At 65.4% G+C, this 20,423-nt stretch carries 16 protein-coding genes; 8 read left to right on the top strand and 8 right to left on the bottom strand.

Going from position 1 to position 20,423, the window contains the following annotated elements; translation table 11 throughout:
• Nucleotides 1-133 precede the first annotated feature (133 nt).
• A complete protein-coding gene (locus ACVW17_RS33910) occupies nucleotides 134-436 on the bottom strand; it encodes a hypothetical protein (protein ID WP_456755932.1) in 303 nt (100 codons plus the stop codon).
• Nucleotides 437-469: 33 nt separating this feature from the next.
• Nucleotides 470-1,126, bottom strand: a complete 657-nt coding sequence (gene otnC / locus ACVW17_RS33905) for a 3-oxo-tetronate 4-phosphate decarboxylase (RefSeq protein ID WP_456755931.1) — start codon at nucleotides 1,124-1,126, stop codon at nucleotides 470-472.
• A gap of 177 nt (nucleotides 1,127-1,303) precedes the next feature.
• On the opposite strand from otnC, the gene ltnD reads away from it, so the two are divergent.
• From ltnD to ACVW17_RS33870, 7 genes are all read left to right on the top strand, one after another.
• Nucleotides 1,304-2,215 carry an L-threonate dehydrogenase gene (gene ltnD, locus ACVW17_RS33900; protein ID WP_456798392.1) on the top strand — a complete coding sequence of 304 codons (912 nt, stop codon included), beginning with the start codon at nucleotides 1,304-1,306 and terminating at the stop codon, nucleotides 2,213-2,215.
• Between the two features lie 12 nt (nucleotides 2,216-2,227).
• Complete coding sequence (otnI, locus tag ACVW17_RS33895; protein WP_456755929.1) at nucleotides 2,228-3,010, top strand: 2-oxo-tetronate isomerase; 783 nt, start codon at nucleotides 2,228-2,230, stop codon at nucleotides 3,008-3,010.
• The gene (gene otnK / locus ACVW17_RS33890) at nucleotides 3,007-4,308 is read left to right on the top strand and encodes a 3-oxo-tetronate kinase (protein WP_456798391.1); all 1,302 of its coding nucleotides are present in this window, start codon (nucleotides 3,007-3,009) and stop codon (nucleotides 4,306-4,308) included. Before otnI ends, otnK begins: the two co-directional genes overlap by 4 nt.
• A gap of 171 nt (nucleotides 4,309-4,479) precedes the next feature.
• Nucleotides 4,480-6,171, top strand: a complete 1,692-nt coding sequence (locus tag ACVW17_RS33885; RefSeq protein ID WP_456755927.1) for a methyl-accepting chemotaxis protein — start codon at nucleotides 4,480-4,482, stop codon at nucleotides 6,169-6,171.
• 192 nt (nucleotides 6,172-6,363) lie between these two features.
• The gene (locus ACVW17_RS33880; RefSeq protein ID WP_456798390.1) at nucleotides 6,364-8,070 is read left to right on the top strand and encodes a methyl-accepting chemotaxis protein; all 1,707 of its coding nucleotides are present in this window, start codon (nucleotides 6,364-6,366) and stop codon (nucleotides 8,068-8,070) included.
• A gap of 385 nt (nucleotides 8,071-8,455) precedes the next feature.
• Nucleotides 8,456-11,635: an efflux RND transporter permease subunit gene (locus tag ACVW17_RS33875; RefSeq protein WP_456798389.1), complete on the top strand. Its 3,180-nt coding sequence runs from the start codon at nucleotides 8,456-8,458 to the stop codon at nucleotides 11,633-11,635.
• The gene (locus ACVW17_RS33870) at nucleotides 11,622-12,824 is read left to right on the top strand and encodes an efflux RND transporter periplasmic adaptor subunit (RefSeq protein WP_456798388.1); all 1,203 of its coding nucleotides are present in this window, start codon (nucleotides 11,622-11,624) and stop codon (nucleotides 12,822-12,824) included. The genes ACVW17_RS33875 and ACVW17_RS33870 overlap by 14 nt, the downstream gene beginning before the upstream one ends.
• Nucleotides 12,825-12,966: 142 nt before the next feature.
• On the opposite strand, the gene ACVW17_RS33865 is transcribed toward ACVW17_RS33870, so the two are convergent.
• Together ACVW17_RS33865 and ACVW17_RS33860 are read right to left on the bottom strand one after the other, a co-directional pair.
• Nucleotides 12,967-14,478 carry an acetyl-CoA acetyltransferase gene (locus ACVW17_RS33865; RefSeq protein ID WP_456798387.1) on the bottom strand — a complete coding sequence of 504 codons (1,512 nt, stop codon included), beginning with the start codon at nucleotides 14,476-14,478 and terminating at the stop codon, nucleotides 12,967-12,969.
• A 143-nt stretch (nucleotides 14,479-14,621) separates the two neighbouring features.
• Entirely contained in the window at nucleotides 14,622-15,755 is a 1,134-nt protein-coding gene (locus ACVW17_RS33860; protein WP_456798386.1) for a nitronate monooxygenase, read from the bottom strand.
• Nucleotides 15,756-16,029: 274 nt separating this feature from the next.
• Between ACVW17_RS33860 and yghU the strand changes: the two genes are divergently transcribed.
• Complete coding sequence (gene yghU / locus ACVW17_RS33855; protein WP_456798385.1) at nucleotides 16,030-16,905, top strand: glutathione-dependent disulfide-bond oxidoreductase; 876 nt, start codon at nucleotides 16,030-16,032, stop codon at nucleotides 16,903-16,905.
• 216 nt (nucleotides 16,906-17,121) lie between these two features.
• Here yghU and ACVW17_RS33850 read toward each other — a convergent pair whose 3' ends face one another.
• From ACVW17_RS33850 to ACVW17_RS33835, 4 genes are all read right to left on the bottom strand, one after another.
• Nucleotides 17,122-17,397, bottom strand: a complete 276-nt coding sequence (locus ACVW17_RS33850) for a GNAT family N-acetyltransferase (protein ID WP_456798384.1) — start codon at nucleotides 17,395-17,397, stop codon at nucleotides 17,122-17,124.
• A gap of 14 nt (nucleotides 17,398-17,411) precedes the next feature.
• Nucleotides 17,412-18,029 (bottom strand): flavin reductase family protein, encoded by a 618-nt coding sequence (locus ACVW17_RS33845; RefSeq protein WP_456755918.1) that lies wholly within the window; start codon nucleotides 18,027-18,029, stop codon nucleotides 17,412-17,414.
• 143 nt (nucleotides 18,030-18,172) lie between these two features.
• Nucleotides 18,173-19,447, bottom strand: coding sequence for an acyl-CoA dehydrogenase family protein (locus ACVW17_RS33840; RefSeq protein WP_456798383.1), 1,275 nt, complete (start codon nucleotides 19,445-19,447; stop codon nucleotides 18,173-18,175).
• A gap of 179 nt (nucleotides 19,448-19,626) precedes the next feature.
• Nucleotides 19,627-20,409, bottom strand: coding sequence for an SDR family NAD(P)-dependent oxidoreductase (locus ACVW17_RS33835; RefSeq protein ID WP_456755916.1), 783 nt, complete (start codon nucleotides 20,407-20,409; stop codon nucleotides 19,627-19,629).
• Between the last annotated feature and the right edge of the window lie 14 nt (nucleotides 20,410-20,423).

Genomic DNA, 20,423 nt, shown 5'->3' with positions numbered 1-20,423 from the left:
AGGATGGCCGCGGGCGATCATGTGGCCCATCCTTCGAGGCTCGCCCAGCGGCGCAAGGGCGCCGCCGAGCTCGCACCTCAGGATGACGTCGGTATGTGTGGCGATATGGGCTACCAAATCCAGCCTACGCCGCCTACTTGCTCTGTTCCTTGCCGTCTTCGACCTTCTCGACCTTCGCCGCAAGATCCGGCACGCGGCTGACGCGGTAGGTCGCGTTGTTGCAGGTCAGCGTCCAGGCCTCGTTGTCGGGCTTGGAGAGCTTGTCGTCCCGCTCGGCCTTGAGCGGCTTGTCGCAGGCATAGCCCTGCGCGCGTAGCTGGATCGCCAGCAGGTCCTGCAAGCTCTGCTCGGCCCGTGCCGTCGATCCCGCAAGGTGGCCGGCGAACAGAGCGGCGAGTGCCAAACCTTTGAACGCGAAGCCCGTGAACCTCATCATGACTGTCCTCCGCATATCCATCCTCCGCTTGATCTAGTGAGGGTGATCCGGCAGCACGAGCCCGAACGTCCTGGTCAAATCTGCCACCTGTTCGGGCGAGAGATAGCGCGGGTTCAGCCCGCGCAGCAGCAGATAGAGTTTTGCGGTTTCCTCCAGTTCCTCGGCCGCGAACACGGCAGCTTCCAGCGTGTCGCCGGAGACCACCGGGCCGTGATTGGCGAGCAGCACCGATGAATATTTCCCGGCCAGCCCTTTGATCGCGTCGGCAACGGCGGGGTCGCCGGGGCGATAATACGGCACCAGCGCGGTCTGGCCGCACTTCATGACGTAATAGGCCGTCATCGGCGGCAGCGCGGCGCGCGGGTCGATCTCGGGCAGCATCGACAGCGCGACCGAATGGGTCGAATGCAGGTGCACCACGGCGCCTGCGCTCGTGCGCGTCTGGTAGAGCGCGGTGTGCAGCGGCACTTCCTTGGTTGGGGCATCGCCGGAGAGGAGCCGGCCATTGCCGTCGAGCCGCGACATTTTCGCCGGATCGAGGAAGCCGAGCGAGGCGTTAGTCGGCGTCACCAGCCAGCCGCCGTCGTCGAGCCGGACGCTGATATTGCCCGAGGAGCCCGGCGTCAGCCCGCGCTCGAACAGCGAGCGGCCGAAACGGCAGATGTCCTCACGAAGCCTTGTTTCGCTCATCCGCTGTCGCCTACCTTGTGTCGCCCGCCTTATTTGCGTTGGCGCTATCCGTTTTCCGCTTTGTCTCATGCTTTGGCAGCGCGGCCAAGCCGTGATAGGCAGGCAGCAAATGCGCATGAACCGGAAAGATGGGAAGCCGTTCCATGCGCAATCAAGTAAAAATTCGAGGATCGCCTTATGTCCAGTTCCGCAACACAACACGTCGCCGTCATCGGGCTGGGCTCGATGGGATATGGCATGGCGACCTCGCTCAAGCGCGCCGGCTTTGCGGTGACCGGTTGCGACGTTTCGGCCGATGCCGTCGCGCGCTTCGTGGCTGACGGCGGCAAGGGCGCGAAAACGCCGGCCGAGGCGGCCCGGGATGCCGACATCATCGTCAGCGTCGTGGTCAATGCGGCGCAGACCGAAGCCATCCTGTTCGGCAAGGACGGCGCCGCCGAGACCCTGGCCAAGGACGCGGTCTTTATTTCGTCGGCGACGATGGACCCCGACATCGCGCGACGCCTCGCAAAGCAGCTCGAGGCGACCGGCCGGCACTATCTCGACGCCCCGATCTCCGGCGGCGCGCAGCGCGCGGCGCAGGGGGAGCTGACAATTTTGGCGTCCGGCAGCGCGGCGGCCTTTGCAAAGGCGCGGCCGGCGCTGGATGCGATGGCGGCGAAACTCTACGAGCTCGGCGATGCCGCAGGGCAGGGCGCCGCGTTCAAGATGATCAATCAATTGCTGGCCGGCGTGCACATCGCGGCCGCCTCGGAGGCGATCGCGTTTGCCGCCAAGCAGGGCCTCGACATCAGGAAGGTCTATGAGGTGATCACGGCCTCCGCCGGCAATTCCTGGATGTTCGAGAACCGCATGCCGCATGTCCTCGACGGCGACTATGCGCCGCGCAGCGCGATCGAGATTTTCGTCAAAGACCTCGGCATCATCCAGGACATGGCGCGCAACGCGCGCTTCCCGGTGCCGGTCTCGGCCGCCGCGCTGCAGATGTTCCTGATGACTGCGGCGGCCGGCATGGGCCGCGATGACGACGCCTCGGTGGCGCGGATGTATGCCCAGGTCACCGGCACCAAGCTTCCCGGCGCGAAATAAGAGGACTTTGCGATGCCCCGCTTTGCCGCCAACCTCACCATGATGTTCAACGAGGTCCCGTTCCTCGACCGCTTCGAGGCCGCCGCGAAAGCGGGCTTCACCGCGGTCGAGTTCCTGTTTCCCTACGACCATCCGGCCGAGGAGGTCGGCAAGCGGCTGAAGGGCAACGGACTGACGCAGGCGCTGTTCAACCTGCCGCCGGGTGACTGGAACGCGGGCGAGAAAGGCTTTGCCGCGCTGCCGGATCGCTTCGCTGATCTGCAAGCGAGCCTGAAGACCGCGCTGCCCTATGCGCAAGCGACCGGCGTCAAGCGGGTGCATCTGATGGCTGGCATTGCCGATCGCGGCGATGCCAGGGCGGTTGCGGCATTTCGCAAGTCGGTCGGCTATGCCGCCGAGTTCTTCGCGCCGCATGGCCTCGACGTTGTGATCGAGCCGATCAATCCGCGCAACGTGCCCGGCTACTTCCTCAACGACTTCCTGTTCGCGCGCGACCTGATCAACGAGCTCGGGATTGCGAACCTCAAGCTGCAGTTCGACATCTACCACTGCCAGATCATCCATGGCGACGTCACGATGCGCTTGCGCGAGATGATGCCGATCATCGGCCACATCCAGATCGCCTCGATCCCCTCGCGCAACGAGCCCGATGGCGAGGAGCTGAACTATCCGTTCCTGTTCGGCGAGCTCGACCGGCTCGGCTATGCCGGCTTCGTCGGCTGCGAATACAATCCGCGGGCCAAGACCACCGATGGTCTCGCCTGGTTCAAGCCCTATGCCGGAGTGAAGCCGTGACCTCAGCCGGAAAACTGTCTCTGGGCTGCATCGCCGACGACTATACCGGCGCCTCCGATCTCGCCAACACGCTGACCCGCGCCGGGCTGCGTACGGTGCAGACCATCGGCGTGCCCGCGGACGATCTTGCGCTGCCCGAGGTCGACGCGGTCGTGGTGTCGCTGAAGAGCCGCTCGGTCGAGGCCGGCCTTGCCGTGACGCGTTCGCGCGCGGCGGAGGCCTGGCTGCGCGGCCGTGGCGCGGAGCATATCCTGTTCAAGATCTGCTCGACCTTCGATTCCACCGATGCCGGCAATATCGGCCCGGTGATGGATGCGCTGCGCGCCGACTCCAAGGACAACATCGTGCTGGTGACGCCGGCGTTCCCGGAAACCGGCCGCACCGTCTACCAGGGCAATCTGTTCGTCGGGTCCGTGCCGCTGAACGAGAGCCCGTTGAAGGACCACCCGCTCAACCCGATGCATGATTCCAATCTGGTCCGGGTGCTGGCGCGCCAGAGCAAGACCAGGGTCGGCCTGGTCGATCTCGCGACCTTGAGCCGCGGCGCGGCGGCGGTGCGTGCAAGGCTTGCCGAGCTCGCACAAAGCGGCATCGGCGCTGCCATCATCGACGCGGTGTTCGACCGTGATCTCGAGACCATCGGGCAGGTGGCGCTGGACCACCGTCTGTCGGTCGGCGCTTCCGGGATCGGACTCGGATTGGCGCGCGCGCTGGTCGCAGCCGGCGAGGCCCGATCGAATGCCGCCGATGCGCAGCCAGCGGCGGCAGTCGGCGGCCCGGCAGCCTGCCTCGCCGGCAGTTGTTCGCAGGCAACCCTGCGCCAGATCGCCAACGCCGAAAAGGTGATGCCGGTGCTGCACCTCGACCCCGAGCGGGTGGTCGCCGGCAAGGACGAAGCGCAGCGCGCGCTCGCTTGGGCCAGGGAAAAGCTCGCGGGAGGTCCGATCCTGATCGCCAGCAGCTCGACCCCGGATGAGGTGGCAGCTCTGCAATCGCGTCATGGCCGCGATGCAGCCGGACATGCCATCGAGCAGGCCATGGCCGACATCGCGGACGGTCTGGTGCAATCGGGTGTGCACCGGCTGGTGGTCGCCGGTGGTGAAACTTCAGGCGCCGTGGTCGATCGCCTCGGCATTCCGGGATTCCTGGTCGGCGCTGAAATCGCCGCAGGCGTGCCGGTGCTGCGCGCGGTCGGTGCCAAGACTAACGCCAAGACCTGTGCGATGGTGCTTGCCCTGAAATCAGGCAATTTCGGCGGCCCGGAGTTCTTCTCCGATGCGCTCGCATTGATGCCGTGATGCGGCTGTCGCACATCATGTCACGGCGGTGACAAGCGCATCTCAGTAGTTCAACGGGGAACTAAATTAACCCTACTTAAGGAGGGGGGCTGGCTTTGATGTGTGCGGCGCACCGCCGCGCCCCGAGCCATTCGATTGGGCTTCGCGAGCCCGCGTCCAAGAGACCTCACGATGTTCGCCAAATACTCGATCCGCGCCAAGATCATTGCCGTGGTTGCGTTCCTGCTTGTCGCGATGACCGGCATGGGTTTGCTGGCGGTCGTGAACCTGAGGTCGATCAACGCCAACACCGTCGACATCACGACAAGCTGGCTGCCGAGCGTGCGGGCGCTGGGCGATTTGCGTGCCGGTGTCGTCACTTACCGCAACGTGATCCGCGAGCACATGCTGGCCGAGACGCTCGAGGAGAAGCTGGCGCAGGAAAAGACCCTTGCGACGGTGGTCGAAGCCAACATGAAGCTTCGCGCGATCTATGAACCGCTGATCACGTCCCCGGAAGAGCGCGCCCTGTATAATCAATGGGTCGATAGCTGGACCCGCTACAGGAAGGGCACCGAGGAGGTGATGGCGCTCTCACGCAATGAGGTCGGTAAGATCCCGCACGAGGCCCATGAGCTGAACGCCAAGACCGTGAACAAGATCGGCCTCGAGGCGGACGAGATCCTGCGCAAGGACATCGACCTGAACAATACCGGTGCCGACAAGGCGGCCCAGGATGCGGCGAACAGCTACGCATCGGCCGTCATGCTGCTCGCGATGATCCTTGGCGCCGCCATCATCGTCGGCGTCGGCGTCAGCTTCCTGATGATCCGCGACGTCTCCGCCGGTATCGCCTCGATCGTGAACCCGATGCAGGCGCTGGGCCGCGGCGACCTCACCGCAAACGTGCCGCACCAGGGCGAGAAGACCGAGATGGGCGCGATGGCCGATACGCTGCAGGTGTTCAAGGAAGCCCTGGTCGCCAAGAAGGCGGCCGATGAGGCAGCTGCCGCCGATGCCGAAGCCAAGATCGAGCGCGGCCGCCGGGTCGACGCCATCACCCGCAATTTCGAGCAGATGATCGGTGAGATCGTGCAGACGGTGTCGTCGGCCTCGACCCAGCTCGAAGCCTCGGCCTCTACGCTGTCGTCGACGGCCAGGCGTTCGCAGGAACTGACCACGTCGGTTGCCGCGGCGTCCGAGGAAGCCTCGACCAACGTCCAGTCGGTGGCTTCGGCGACCGAGGAGCTGTCGTCGTCGGTGACCGAGATCAGCCGCCAGGTACAGGAATCGGCGCGGATGGCCGGCGACGCCGTCGGCCAGGCGCGCACCACCAATGACCGCGTCAGCGAGCTGTCGAAGGCCGCCGCGCGCATCGGCGACGTCGTCGAGCTGATCAACACGATTGCCGGCCAGACCAACCTCCTGGCGCTGAACGCCACCATCGAGGCGGCGCGCGCCGGCGAGGCCGGGCGCGGCTTCGCGGTCGTGGCGTCCGAGGTGAAGGCGCTGGCCGAGCAGACCGCCAAGGCGACCGGCGAGATCGGCCAGCAGATCGCCGGGATCCAGACCGCGACCCAGGAATCGGTCGGCGCCATCAAGGAAATCTCGTCGACCATCGAGAAGCTGTCGGAGATCTCGTCGACCATCGCCGCTGCCGTGGAAGAGCAGGGCGCGGCGACGCAGGAGATTTCCCGCAACGTGCAGCAGGCGGCGCAGGGCACCCAGCAGGTCTCGGCCAACATCACCGACGTGCAGCACGGCGCCAACGAAACCGGCTCGGCGTCCACCCAGGTGCTGTCGGCGGCACAGTCGCTCTCGGGCGACAGCAACCGCCTCAAGCTCGAGGTCGGCAAATTCCTCGAGGCCGTCCGCGCCGCCTGACCCAGTTGGAGCATCGATCATCGGAAAATGCCCGGCCGAAAGGCCGGGCTTTTTCTTTATGTAGCGCTCAGTAGTTCCACGGAAGGCACGATTAACCAACCGTAGTGCCGCGCGCGGTACTGTGCCGCAGAGCGACGCGGCCACCCGCACAGAATCGCGAATTCCATTCCAGATCGAAACGAGGCACCCCGGATGATGTTCCTGGCGAGATTCCGCATTCTCACGAAGATACTGGCGATTGTGGGCGGTCTCTCGATCATCGCCGGCATGCTCGCCTATCTCGGGATTTCCTCGCTGAAGTCGCTCAGCGAGCGCGGGATCGTGACGGCGCGGGCCGCGGAGCGGGCATTGCTGTCGGCGCGTGCCAACCAGAACGTGCTGGCGATCAATCGCGCCGAGTTCCGCAGCGCGCTCGATCCGCGCGACGAGAACCGGATTTCGGCGCGAGGCGTGATCGACGAACAACTCAAATTGCTCGAGGAGCGTCTCGCCGAGATCAGCAAGACCCAGGATCCGCAGACCATTGCGTTGCTGTCCGGCGTGCGCTCCGCGCAGTCCGCCTACCAGGCGCAGCTGAAGCAGACGCTCGATGCGGTCGATGGCGCGCGCGCCGCGGATCTGACGCAATCCGCCGAGAAGCTGCGCGACGTCGCGATGAAGAGCCGCGCGGCGGCGGAAGAGCTTCAGGCCAGGGTCCGGGCGGTCGCCGACCGCCAGGATCAGCGGGTCAGGGACAATGTGAAGGCCAACGAGCAGGAATATGCGTCGACCTCGGAGCTGCTGATCCTGCTCGCCGCATCGGGCGTCCTGATCGGCCTGCTGTTCGGCTTTGTCGTCGGACAATATGGCGTCGCAAAGCCGATCCGTGCCGTGGTCGAGCTGCTGCAGCAACTAGCCAACGGCCACTATGACATCCCGGTGCACGGTACCGATCGCCGCGACGAGGTCGGCGACGTCGCCAAGGCCGCACTGGTGTTCAAGGACAACGGGCTTGCCAAGGTCCGGATGGAGCGCGAGCAGAAGGACATGGAAGCGCGCGCCGCCGCGCAGCGCCGCACCGACATGCTCGAGCTGGCCGACGGCTTCGAGCGCGCGGTCGGCGAGATCGTCGAAACCGTCGCATCCGCCTCGAACGAGCTCGAAGCGTCCGCGACCACGCTGACCTCGACCGCCGAGCGGTCGCAAAGCCTGGCGACCACCGTCGCCAGTGCCTCGGAGGAAGCGAGCACCAACGTCCAGTCGGTTGCGTCGGCGACCGAGCAACTCTCGTCCTCGGTCAACGAGATCAGCCGGCAGGTGCAGGAGTCCGCCCGGATGGCGGGCGACGCCGTCAGCCAGGCCCGTGCGACCAACGACCGGGTCGGCGAGTTGTCGAAGGCCGCCGCCCGGATCGGCGACGTGGTCGAGCTGATCAACACCATCGCCGGACAGACCAACCTGCTGGCGCTGAACGCGACCATCGAGGCGGCGCGCGCCGGCGAGGCCGGGCGCGGCTTCGCCGTGGTGGCCTCCGAGGTTAAGGCGCTCGCGGAGCAGACCGCCAAGGCGACCGGCGAGATCGGCCAGCAGATCGCCGGCATCCAAGCCGCGACCGAGGATTCCGTGAACGCGATCCGCGCGATCGGCTCGACCATCGAGCGGCTGTCGGAGATCTCGTCCACCATCGCCGCCGCGGTCGAGGAGCAGGGCGCGGCAACGCAGGAGATTTCCCGCAACGTGCAGCAGGCGGCGCAGGGCACCCAGCAGGTCTCCGCCAACATCACCGACGTGCAGCACGGCGCCAACGAAACCGGCTCGGCGTCGAGCCAGGTGCTGGCGGCGGCGCAGTCGCTGTCGGGCGACAGCAGCCGCCTCAAGCTCGAGGTCGGCAAGTTCCTCAACGCCGTTCGCGCCGCCTGATCCGGCGCCGACCGGGTCGGCGGCCGGGATCGTTCTCCGGGCAACTCGTCGCAGCGCGGTGACCAGCCGGCGCAGCACGCTTTGCATTTTCGCAGAGCTGCGATGCGCTAACCTACTGGCGGCCGCAACGGCGTGCTCGGGTTGCTCGCATTCGCAGCAGAGCCGTCTCTTTTTGACGGTGATCCGAGTGCCGATCGACGGCAAGCCGCCCCGCACGTCGATCGAAGCGTGCGGCCTCACTGCGCTATGCCAAGGAAGTGAAGGCCGCTGCGGCGCCGCAGGTTGGCGTTTTGCCCGGCATCGGGTAAATCGGCCGCTATCGGAACGGCTTTTGCAATGTCGATTCCTCTGCCTGGGCGGGCTTCATTTCGGGAATGCTGCTTTTATGATCGCACTGGTCCGTATCGCGCTGAGCCGGCCATATACTTTCGTCGTGCTCGCAATCCTGCTGTTGATTATCGGACCGCTGGCAGCGCTGCGCACGCCGACCGACATCTTCCCCGAAATCCGCATTCCCGTGATCGGCGTGGCCTGGCAGTACACCGGCCTGCCGCCGGACCAGATGTCCGGCCGTATCACCACGCCGTTCGAGCGCACGCTGACCACGACGGTCAACGACATCGAGCACATCGTTGCGAACTCCTATAACGGCATCGGCATCGTCAAGATCTTTTTCCAGCCCAATGTCGACATCCGCACCGCCAATGCGCAGGTCACCGCGATCTCGCAGACCCTCCTCAAGCAGTTGCCGCCGGGCGCAACGCCGCCGCTGATCCTGAACTACAGCGCCTCGACGGTTCCGATCATCCAGGTCGCGCTGTCGGGCGAAGGCCTGACCGAGCAGAACCTCGCCGACATCGGCATCAACCAGCTGCGCACGCCGCTGGTCACGGTGCCCGGCGCCGCGATCCCTTATCCGTATGGCGGCAAGCAGCGCCAGATCCAGATCGACCTCAATTCGACCGCCCTGCAGGCCCGCGGCCTGTCGGGGCAGGATGTCGCCAACGCGCTCGCTGCGCAGAACCTGATCACGCCGGTCGGCACCCAGAAGATCGGCAGTTTCGAATACACCATCAATCTGAATAACTCGCCGCTCCGTATCGAGGAGCTCGGCGACCTGCCGATCAAGACCGTCAACGGCGCCATGGTCTACGTGCGCGACGTCGCCACCGTCCGCGACGGCAACCCGCCGCAGACCAACATCGTCCATGTCGACGGCAACCGTTCGGTGCTGATGATGGTGCTGAAGGCCGGCGCGGTTTCGACGCTGGATATCATCGCCGGCATCAAGCAGAAGGTGATCGACGTCAAGGATCAGTTGCCGGACGCACTCAAGATCGGCTTCGTCGGCGACCAGTCGGTGTTCGTCCGCGGCGCGATCACCGGCGTCGCCTTCGAAGGCGTGATCGCGGCCCTTCTGACCAGCGTGATGATCCTGTTGTTCCTCGGCAGCTGGCGCTCGACCGTCATCATCGCGGTGTCGATCCCGCTGTCGGTGCTCGGTGCCATCATCATGCTGTCCTTGATCGGCGAGACGCTGAACATCATGACGCTCGGCGGCCTCGCGCTCGCGGTCGGCATCCTGGTCGACGACGCCACGGTGACGATCGAGAATATCAATTACCACCTCGAGCAGGGCAAGCCGGTCGAGCAGTCGATCCTGGACGGTGCCAACCAGATCGTGACGCCGGCCTTCGTCTCGCTGCTCTGTATCTGCATCGTGTTCGTGCCGATGTTCTTCCTCTCCGGCGTCGCGCGCTTCCTGTTCGTGCCGATGGCCGAAGCGGTGATGTTCGCGATGATCTGGTCGTTCATCCTGTCGCGCACCCTGGTGCCGACCATGGCGAAATATCTGCTGCAGCCGCATGTGCATCACGAGGGCGCGCCGCCGAAGTCGCGCAATCCTTTGGTCTGGTTCCAGCGCGGTTTCGAGGCCCGGTTCGAGCGCATCCGCGCCGGCTATCGCGGCCTGCTCCTGCTGGCGCTCGGCCATCGCAAGGTGTTCGTCGGCGGCTTCCTTGCGGTCGTGGCGGCGTCGTTCCTGCTGGTGCCGTTCCTTGGCCGCAACTTCTTCCCCGCGGTCGATGCCGGCAACATCCTGATGCATGTCCGCACCCAGGTCGGCACCCGCGTCGAGGAAACCGCCAACCAGATGGCCGATGTCCAGAAGGCGATCCGCAAGTTGATCCCGGGCGAGATCGAGACCATGACCGACAACATCGGCATGCCGATCTCCAGCATCAACCTGACCTACAACAACACCGGCGTGATCGGTCCGCAGGATGCCGACATCCAGATCAAGCTGAAGGAAGGTCACAAGCCGACCGAGCAGCATGTGCGCGCGCTGCGCGAGCAGTTGCCGCGGCTGTTCCCGGGCACCAGCTTCTCCTTCTTGCCGGCTGACATCGTCAGCCAGATCCTGAACTTCGGCGCGCCGGCGCCGATCGATCTGCAAATCCGCGGCGCCAATCTCGAGGCCAACTACGCCTATGCCAACAAGCTGCTGGCGAAGATCAAGCGGATTCCCGGTATCGCCGACGCGCGGATCCAGCAGTCGCCGAACAATCCGACCTTCAACATCGATGTCGACCGCACCCGCGCGCAATATGTCGGCCTGACCGAGCGCGACGTCACCAATGCGCTGGTCGTCACACTCGCAGGCTCGTCGCAGGTCGCGCCGACCTACTATCTCAATCCCGACAACGGCGTGTCCTATTCGATCGTGATGCAGACGCCGCAATACCAGATCGATTCACTGAGCGCGTTGCAGACCCTGCCGATCACCGCGACCGGCAACACCCAGGCGCCGATCCTGGGCGGCATCGCCGACATCAAACGCGCGACCTCGAGCGCGGTGGTCTCGCAATACGACATCCAGTCGCTGGTGCAGATCTACGCCACCACGCAAGGCCGCGATCTCGGCGGCGTCGCCACCGACGTGCGCCAGCTGATCGCCGACACCGCCAAGGAAGTGCCGAAGGGCTCCTCCGTGGTGCTGCTCGGTCAGGTGCAGACCATGAACTCGGCCTTCACCGGCCTGCTGTTCGGCCTGCTCGGCGCTGTCGTGCTGATCTACTTCCTGATCGTGGTGAACTTCCAGTCCTGGTCGGACCCGTTCGTGATCATCACGGCGCTGCCCGCGGCGCTCGCCGGAATCGTCTGGATGCTGTTCACGACGGAGACGACGCTGTCGGTTCCGGCGCTCACCGGCGCCATCATGTGCATGGGCGTCGCCACCGCCAACAGCGTGCTGGTGATCAGCTTCGCGCGCGAACGCTATGAAGAACTCGGCGACCCCGTGGCTGCGGCGCTGGAGGCCGGCTTCGTCCGGTTCCGCCCGGTGCTGATGACGGCGCTCGCCATGATCATCGGCATGGCGCCGATGGCGTTGGGCCTGGGTGAGGGCGGCGAGCAGAACGCGCCGCTGGGCCGGGCCGTGATCGGCGGCCTGATCTTTGCAACGTTCGCGACGCTGATGTTTGTTCCCGTGGTATTCAGTATGGTACACAAGAAGCAAGGCGCCAAAGTCGCCGCCTCATCGGAGATTCCGCATGCAGCCCACTGAACAGCGCCCACCGGTGTCCGGCCGGAGATTGGGCATATTCGGCGTGGTTGCACTGGTCGGTGCCGGACTGATCGTCGGCACCGGCATTCGCGCCCGTGAGGAGCAGGACAGCCGCCTGAAGGAATGGACCGACGACCAGGCCGTTCCGACCGTCGCGGTGGCGTTGCCCAACGCCCGCGCGCTCAGCCCGACGATCGAGCTGCCGGGCCGGCTCGAGGCCTATTCCCGTGCGCCGATCTATGCCCGCGTCTCCGGCTATCTCAAGAATTGGGACGCCGACATCGGCGCCCGCGTCAAGGCCGGCCAAGTGATCGCCGAGATCGAGGCGCCCGACCTCGACCAGCAATTGCTGCAGGCGCGCGCCGATCTCGCCAGCGCCCAGGCCTCGGCCAAGCTTTCCGAGGCGACGCTGGCCCGGCGCAAGACGCTGGTGGCCTCGAACTTCGTCTCCGCCCAGGAGATCGACGAGCGCACGGCAGACCTCTCCAACAAGAACGGTGCAGTGAAGGCCGGCCAGGCCAACGTCGAACGGCTGGAAGCACTCGCCGGCTACAAGAAGATCACGGCGCCGTTCGACGGCGTGGTGACCTCGCGCGATACCGATGTCGGCGCGCTGATCAATGCCGGCGGCGGCTCGGGCCCGGCGATGTTCACGATCTCCGACATCACCAAGCTGCGCGTCTATGTCAACGTGCCGCAGAATTACGTCCCGGCGATCAAGATCGGCGCCAAGGCCACGCTGGCGTTGCCGGATTACCCGAACCGCAGCTTCCAGGCGACGGTCGAAGCCTCCTCGCAGGCGGTCGACGTCGCCTCCGGCACCACGCGGATGCAGCTCGGGCTCGATAATTCCTCCGGCGAATTGATGCCGGGCAGCTATGCCAGCGTGAAGCTCAATCTGCAGCGCGAGTCCACGCCGCTTAGCATTCCCGCCAGCGCGCTGATCTTCAACAGCAACGGGCTGCGGGTCGCGACCGTCAGCCCCGACGACAAGGTGCTGTTCAAGACCGTGAAGATCGGCCGCGATCTAGGCAAGGAGATCGAAATCGCCTCCGGCCTCGCGCCCGACGACCGCATCATCACCGCCCCGCCGGACGGCCTCGCCGACGGCGATCACGTCCGCGTCACCGGCGCCGGTGCCAAGGGCAAGCCGGCCACCGCGTCCGAAAAACAGGACGTGAAGGGGTAAATCCCACAGCCTTCGTAGCCCGTAGCCCGGACGAAGCGAAGCGCAATCCGGGGCAGGTCTATCAGCGGACAGAGCCCCCGGATTGCGCTGCGCTCCATCCGGGCTACGCGCGCTTGTTGCGGGCTGAAGCGCGGGAGAACTGCTACCCCACGCGCCATTCCAGCATGCCGTCATCGGCGGTGACGATGTTGCCCGTGCTGCCGACCGGCGTGCGATCCATGTCCTGGAGATATGCCAGCGTCGCGGTGTCGCTCGCCGGGATGCGGCCGAGCGTGCGGCGGCCGTCCTCGGTGCGCAGCATGGTGACGCCGTGCTCGACCTCGCCATTGGCGCGATAGATCACGGTGAAGGCCTCGACCTTGCCTTTGCCCGCCGCCTCTGCGGTGAAATCGGGCACATCGCGCCGGTTGCGGTCGGCCTCCGCCTGCACGGAGGTCTCCTGCTTGAGCGCGGCCGTCGGCGCGGCGCGCGACAGCACGAGGCCATGGTGCTTGGTGACGAAACCACCCTGGCCGTAGAGCAGGCCGAGCGTGCCGCCGCCTCTCAATTTGCGCACCATCGCGCAAGCCGAATGCGTCATGTAGGTGTTGAGCGGCGCGCCGAAGAACGTCAGACCACCGGTGACGGTCGGCTGCACGTCAGGCCCGAGGCCGAGCGTGCGGCGCGCCATCTTCGGCACGCAGGGGAAGCAGCTATAGAGTTCGATGGCGTCGAACTTTTTGCCGTCGCCGCCGACGAGATCCATGACCGCCTTCAGCACCGCGGTCTGCGCGTGGCTCTCGATGAACTGATCGCGAGTCAGATAGTCGCGCGGCTCTTCCGCCGAGGCGCCGCCGAGCGGATAGATCAGCTTGTCCACGGGCACCCCCGCGGCGCGTGCCTTGGCGAGGCTGGTCAGGATCAGCGCACCGCCCATGTTCACGGTCGGGTTCGCCACCATCAGCTTTGTATACGGCCAGGCAATCATCCGGTTGTCGGTCGTTGCCGTGGTGATCTCGTCGCCGCTGAACTGCTTCTTCAGCCAGGAGTTCGGATTGGCGGCCGCAACCCTTGCATAGGTCGACCAGAGATCGCCCGACTCCTTCAGCGCCTGGCGCGGGGTCTGGCCCCAATGCGCCGAGGTTGCGGACTCATAGAGCGGATAGACCGTGATCGGCCTGAACACGCCGAGGCTCACGGCCAGCGGCTTCTGGAACGCGGCGCCGCGCTTCGGTTCCTCGACGTCGTGCGCGAACGGCGTCCACGGCAGTTCGACGCCGGCGCGCTGCGCCTTGGTCGCGGTCGACTGCGCCTCCGCGCCGCACACCGCCGCGACGCTGCATTCGCCGCGCGCGATGCGCTGCGCCGCCTCATGCAGATAGCGGATCGGGCTCTCGCCGCCGACCGGCCCGTAATAAAGATGCGAAGGCCGGATACCGAGCCGCGCCGCGAGCTGCTTCTCGGGATCGCGATAGCGCCAGCTCAGGAAATTGACGACGTCGAGCGACTGCACGTCGGCGAGCAGCTTTGCGCCGCTGTCGGCCTCGGCGCGCTTCAGCGCCTGTTCCAGCAGCGTGAGCGGCTCGAGGCCGGCTGCGATTTCCTTTGGACGATCGACGATCTCGCCGACGCCGACGATAACGGGAATGCGGTCTTCGGGGATGCTGTTCGACATTCTTGTTGTTTCACTCTGCGGTATTGGAATCGGTGGTCGATTTAGCCGTCATTGCGAGGAGCGAAGCGACGAAGCAATCCATCCAACCGCATACGCGGTGAAATGGATTGCTTCGCTTCGCTCGCAATGACGGGGAGGGGCCGTCACTCCGCCACCAGCGCGTTCATGTGCTCGACGGCTTCGACGAATTCTTCCTTGAATTCCTGCACCACCGCGCCCGCAGACTTCACGCTGTCGATCAGGCCGACGCCCTGGCCGACGAAGTAGCTGACGAGATCGCGCGCCTTCTCGTTGCCGGCTGCGGCTGCACGGTCGATCGCGTTGAAGGCGTCGCGGCTGACGATGCTTTGCAGCGGCATCGGCAATGCGCCCGGGCTGTCCGGCGCGCGGTCCCAGGCGTCGGTCCACACCGAACGGAGCTGCCGCGCCGGCTTGCCGGTGCGGCCCTTGGAGCGGATCGCGTCGCGCGAGGAGGCCGCGATCATCTTTTCGCGGAAGATCTCGGAGGTTTCCGACTCCACCGTGGCGAGCCACACCGAGCCGGTCCAGGCGCCGGCGGCGCCCATCGCCATGCAGGCCGCCATCTGACTGCCGGTCATGATGCCGCCGGCGGCGAGCACCGGCACGTCGCGGATCTTTTTCACCGCCTTGATCACCTCGGGCACCAGCACCATGGTCGAGACTTCGCCGCAATGGCCGCCGGCCTCGGTGCCCTGCGCAACGAGGATGTCGACACCGGCCGCGACCTGGCGCAGCGCGTGCTCCTTGGAGCCGACCAGTGCCGCCACCGGCACGCCGTGCTTGCGGCCCATCTCGATCATCGCCCTCGGGGGCACGCCGAGCGCATTCGCAATCAGCCGGATCGGGTGGCGGAACGAGACCTCGAGCAATTGCAGCGCGGTCTCGGCATCGAACGGCTGCGGCTGGTTGTCGGCGACATTGCGGCTGGTCAGCTCGATGTCGTATTTTTTGAGCAGATTGCGGGTGAAGTCGCGATGCTGTTGCGAGACGCGCGCCTCGAGGCTCTTCCAGGTGACGTTCTTCTCGCCGGCGGTCGAGATATTTTCCGGGATCAGCACGTCGATGCCGTAGGGCTTGCCGTCGACATGGGCGTCGATCCACTTCAATTCCTGTTCAAGCGTTTCCGGCGAATGCGCGGTCGCGCCGAGCACGCCGAAGCCGCCGGCGCGGCTCACCGCCGCCACCACGTCGCGGCAATGGCTGAACGCGAGCAGGGGGAATTCGATGCCCAGCATGTCGCAGATCGGTGATTTCATGGACTGGTTCTCTCCCGGCGGCTGCGTGTTGTGTTTGTTGGCATCAGCCTCTGCGACGCTAGCGCATGACGGTCGGCGAAGCCAAGCGGGTTCGGCCGCGGCGATCTTGCGTGCAGGCGCTGCTTGGCTGCATCGCCCGCAGCGCATTCCGCTGGATAGAAAATGCGATCCGGCGGGCTGGGCAAAGCCGGGAAAACCCACCATCTAGTGCGGGCATGCGGATGGGCGCGGCGGTCGCCGCACCATGGAAAAATGGAAACCGGGAGCCAACGACGTGACTGACACCTCTGCCTACGAGCCGCCGAAAGTCTGGACCTGGAACAAGGAGAGCGGCGGCCGCTTCGCCGGCATCAACCGGCCGATCGCCGGCCCCACCCATGAGAAGGAATTGCCGGTCGGCCGCCATCCGCTGCAGCTCTATTCGCTGGCGACGCCGAACGGCGTCAAGGTCACCGTGATGCTGGAGGAGCTGCTCGCCGCCGGCCACAAGGGCGCGGAGTACGACGCCTGGCTGATCAAGATCGACGGCAACCAGTTCGGCAGCGGCTTCGTCGCGATCAATCCCAACTCGAAGATCCCGGCGCTGATGGACCGCAGCGGGCCTGAGCCGATCCGGGTGTTCGAGTCGGGCTCGATCCTGGTTTACCTTGCGGAAAAATTCGGCGCGTTCCTGCCGACCGACGTCAAGACCCGCGCGGAGACCCTCTCCTGGCTGTTCTGGCAGATGGGCTCGGCGCCCTATCTCGGTGGCGGCTTCGGGCATTTCTATGCCTATGCGCCGACCAAGATCGAATACGCCATCGACCGCTTTGCGATGGAGGTGAAGCGCCAGCTCGACGTGCTCGACCGTCGGCTCGCCGACAACGAGTATCTTGCGGGCGACGTCTATACGATCGCCGACATGGCGGTGTGGCCCTGGTACGGCAGCCTCGCCAAGGGCCTGCTCTATGGCGGCGGCGAATTCCTCTCGGTGCAGGACTACAAGAACGTGCAGCGCTGGACCGACGCGATCGCGGCGCGGCACGCAGTGAAGCGCGGCCGCATGATCAACCGCACCTGGGGCGAGCCGTCGAGCCAGCTCCACGAGCGGCACGACGCCAGCGATTTCGAGACCAAGACGCAGGACAAGGTCGAGCAGATGGCGTCGTAATCGCGTAGGGCGGATTGATCTTACTGCGTCACGAGTCTGTCTCCGTCGTCATTGCGAGGAGCGATAGCGACGAAGCAATCCATCCAACCGCATTTGCGGACAGATGGATTGCTTCGCTTCGCTCGCAATGACGGCTGGATTCGTTTGCAGCCTCACAGGACCGGCGGAAAGGACGTTTGTGGCGCAGTATGCTAACCTGCCCTATGTGTCAGCGCTTCACCCCAGCAAATCATCATACTCCGGATGCTTCTTCATGAAGCCCTGGATGAACTCGCATGTCACGACCAGTTTGATGCCCTGCGCGCGCACCGCGTCGAGTGCCGCGCGCGCGATCCTGGAGCCGATGCCGCGGCCGCCGAGCTCCGGCGGCACTTCGGTGTGAACCAGCGTGATCGTGTCCGGCGTCTTGCGATAGACCACGAAGGCGGTGGCGCCGTCGACGGCGAGCTCGAACCGGCTCTGCGCTGCGTTATCCCGGAATGCTTCACTCATTGTCTTGTCCTCGGCTATTTCGTCTTTGCCCCTTCGGCCGCGGGAAACACCACGCGGTCGTCGGTGCGGCAGTAGCGATCGGCGAACATGCGGCCGATCGGGTGGTAGCGGTCCATATGGACGCGCATCGCATCATGGTCCCACAATTCGTCGCGGATGTGGAAGTGGATGCCTTCGCCCATGATCAGCTCGCGGTCGCCATTGACGTCGATCAGCTTCCAGGTCTTGCACTCCATCGCGAACGGCGCGTCGGCGAGCCGAGGCACGGCGATCTTGCTCGAGGGCGCGAGCTTCAGCCCGAGATAGGCGGGCTCGCCGATCTCGGGCGGGAAGTCGCCGCTCGTCTCGTGCATCGCGCGCGCGAGCGGCTCGTCGGTCAGGTTGACCACGAATTCGCCCAGACGCTGGATGTTGACCATCGTGTCCTTCTCTCGGCCATCCGGCCTGCGGTTGACCGCGAACATGCAGAGCGGCGGGTCTTCGCAGAACACGTTGAAGAACGAGAACGGCGCCGCGTTGACCACGCCATCGGCGTTTTGGCTCGTGACCCATGCGATCGGCCGCGGCAGCACGAAGGAGGTCAGCACCTTGTAGCGTTCGCGCTGGGTGAGGTCGCTTGCCGCATATTCCATGGGACTGTCCGGAAGTTCGTAGGGCGGGTTAGCGCAAGCGTAACCCGCCGCGAGCGGACAAGAAAGTAAAAGGCGGGTTACGCTTGTGCTAACCCGCCCTCCGGTTCTGTTTGTTCGTCTCACCGCGAAGTGCGGGGAGAGGACTACGGCATGCTCAGTTCATGCCGGCCGACCACCATCCAGTGCACCTCGTCCGGACCGTCGGCGAAGCGCAGATGGCGGACGTCCTGGTACATTTCGCCGAGCGGGGACCATTGCGAGATGCCGGTGGCGCCGTGCATCTGGATCGCCTGGTCGATGATCTTGCAGGCGCGCTCGGGGATCATGGCCTTGACCATCGAGACCCAGACGCGGGCTTCCTTGTTGCCGAGCACGTCCATCGCCTTGGCCGCCTTCAGCACCATCAGCCGCATCGCCTCGATTTCGCAGCGCGCCTGGGCGATGATCTGCATGTTGCCGCCGAGATGGGCGATCTTCTTGCCGAACGCTTCGCGGGTCAGGCCACGCTGCACCATCATGTCGAGCGCCTTCTCGGCCTTGCCGATGGTGCGCATGCAGTGATGGATGCGGCCCGGTCCGAGGCGGACCTGCGAGATCTCGAAGCCGCGGCCTTCGCCGAGCAGCATGTTCTCCTTCGGCACCCTGCAATTGTTGAAGCGCAGATGCATGTGGCCGCGCGGCGCGTGATCATGACCGAACACGTGCATCGGCCCGAGGATCTCGACGCCGGGGGTGTCGATGGGGACCAGGATCTGCGACTGCTGCTTGCTCGGGGCGGCGTCCGGATTGGTCTTCACCATCACGATCATGATCTTGCAGCGCGGATCGCCGGCGCCGGAGATGTAGTACTTCTCGCCGTTGATCACCCACTCGTCGCCGACGAGTTTTGCGGTGGTCGAGATGTTCTTGGCGTCGGAGGAGGCGACGTTCGGCTCGGTCATCGCATAGGCCGAGCGGATCTCGCCGTTGAGCAGCGGCTTCAGCCACTTCTCCTTCTGCGCCTTGGTGCCGACGCGCTCCAGCACCTCCATGTTGCCGGTGTCCGGCGCCGAGCAGTTCATGGTCTCCGAGGCCAGCGGGCTCTTGCCGAGCTCGGCGGCGATATAGGCGTAGTCGAGGTTGTTGAGGCCTTCGCCGGTCTCGGCGTCGGGCAGGAAGAAGTTCCAGAGGCCGACTTCCTTGGCCTTGTCCTTGGCCTTCTGCAGGATCGCGAGCTGTTCGTCGGTGAAGCTCCAGCGGTTGGTCTTCTTCTCGCCGGCGCGATAGAACTCGACCGACATCGGATCGACGGTGTCGCGGATGAACTGCTTCACATGGTCGTAGAGCGGGCGGACCTTGTCCGACATCCTGAGGTCGTTGAGCTCGTCGCCCGGATTGAGCGTGTAGTTCGTGGTGCGCGGCACATAGGCATGTTTCATTGTCTTTTCTCCCTCGCGAAGGCGCGTTTCGCGGCGGACAATAGACGCGTGCGGCGCCAAGCGCGAGCACCGATTTTGGCGGGATCGCTACCGCATCGCGGAATATCGCTGCGGCGTTTCAAACGTTGTTTGAACGCCGCCGCTGGCGACGCGATGCCGTTATTGCGGCAAGAGCCGTCTCAGAACGCCGTGTACCCGCCGTCGATCACAAAGCAGTCCGCCGTATGATAGGACGATGCCTTGCTCATGATGTAGACGGCGATGCCGCCGAAATCGCTCGGCTCGCCGAAGCGGCGCAGGGGGATGCGCGGCATTACATTGGCGACGAACTTGTCGTTGGCCATGATGCCGGCGGTCATGTCGCTCTTGATCCAGCCGGGTAGGATCGCGTTCGCGGTGACGCCGTGGCGGGCGAGCTCGACGCCGAGCGCGCGGCACAGCGCGTTCAGCGCCGCCTTGGTGCCGGCATAGTGCTCGTTGCGCGCGGTGCCGAACAGCGAGGCGAGGCTCGACGTGGCGACCAGCCGGCCGAACTTGTCGCCGGCCTCGGACCGCTCGGTCATGTGGCGTGCCGCAGCCTGGAATACGTGAAACACGCCGTCGAGATTGGTCGCGAACATCTTGCGCCACTCCTCCTCGGTGCGGTCGATGAAGGAGCGGCGACCGCCGCCGCCGATGCCGGCATTGGCGAAGCAGCCGTCGACGCGGCCGAAGGTGTCGAGGGTTGCCTTCATCGCGGTCTTGACCGAGCCGGGATCGCTGACGTCGCAGAATTGCGTTGCGACCTTGCCGGGCCCGGCCTTCATCGACGCCGCGGCGTTGGCATTTTTTTCCGCGTTGCGGCCCCAGATCGCGACGTTGCAGCCGGCGGCGTTCAGCGCCTGCGCGATGCCGAGGCCGATGCCGCCATTGCCGCCGGTGATGACAGCGACGCGGCCGGTGAGATCGAAGATGCCACTCATTGGGGTTTCCATTT

It is taken from the genome of Bradyrhizobium sp. USDA 4473, from assembly GCF_054063335.1.
The sequence above is the reverse complement of the archived record's forward strand: the minus strand, read 5'-3'. Positions and strand labels throughout refer to the sequence as shown.

Coding starts and splice junctions, on each gene's coding strand:
- ACVW17_RS33910 (WP_456755932.1), bottom strand. CDS start 436: ATGATGAGGTTCACGGGCTTCGCGTTCAAAGGTTTGGCACTCGCCGCT.
- otnC (WP_456755931.1), bottom strand. CDS start 1,126: ATGAGCGAAACAAGGCTTCGTGAGGACATCTGCCGTTTCGGCCGCTCG.
- ltnD (WP_456798392.1), top strand. CDS start 1,304: ATGTCCAGTTCCGCAACACAACACGTCGCCGTCATCGGGCTGGGCTCG.
- otnI (WP_456755929.1), top strand. CDS start 2,228: ATGCCCCGCTTTGCCGCCAACCTCACCATGATGTTCAACGAGGTCCCG.
- ACVW17_RS33885 (WP_456755927.1), top strand. CDS start 4,480: ATGTTCGCCAAATACTCGATCCGCGCCAAGATCATTGCCGTGGTTGCG.
- ACVW17_RS33880 (WP_456798390.1), top strand. CDS start 6,364: ATGATGTTCCTGGCGAGATTCCGCATTCTCACGAAGATACTGGCGATT.
- ACVW17_RS33875 (WP_456798389.1), top strand. CDS start 8,456: ATGATCGCACTGGTCCGTATCGCGCTGAGCCGGCCATATACTTTCGTC.
- ACVW17_RS33870 (WP_456798388.1), top strand. CDS start 11,622: ATGCAGCCCACTGAACAGCGCCCACCGGTGTCCGGCCGGAGATTGGGC.
- ACVW17_RS33865 (WP_456798387.1), bottom strand. CDS start 14,478: ATGTCGAACAGCATCCCCGAAGACCGCATTCCCGTTATCGTCGGCGTC.
- ACVW17_RS33860 (WP_456798386.1), bottom strand. CDS start 15,755: ATGAAATCACCGATCTGCGACATGCTGGGCATCGAATTCCCCCTGCTC.
- ACVW17_RS33850 (WP_456798384.1), bottom strand. CDS start 17,397: ATGAGTGAAGCATTCCGGGATAACGCAGCGCAGAGCCGGTTCGAGCTC.
- ACVW17_RS33845 (WP_456755918.1), bottom strand. CDS start 18,029: ATGGAATATGCGGCAAGCGACCTCACCCAGCGCGAACGCTACAAGGTG.
- ACVW17_RS33840 (WP_456798383.1), bottom strand. CDS start 19,447: ATGAAACATGCCTATGTGCCGCGCACCACGAACTACACGCTCAATCCG.
- ACVW17_RS33835 (WP_456755916.1), bottom strand. CDS start 20,409: ATGAGTGGCATCTTCGATCTCACCGGCCGCGTCGCTGTCATCACCGGC.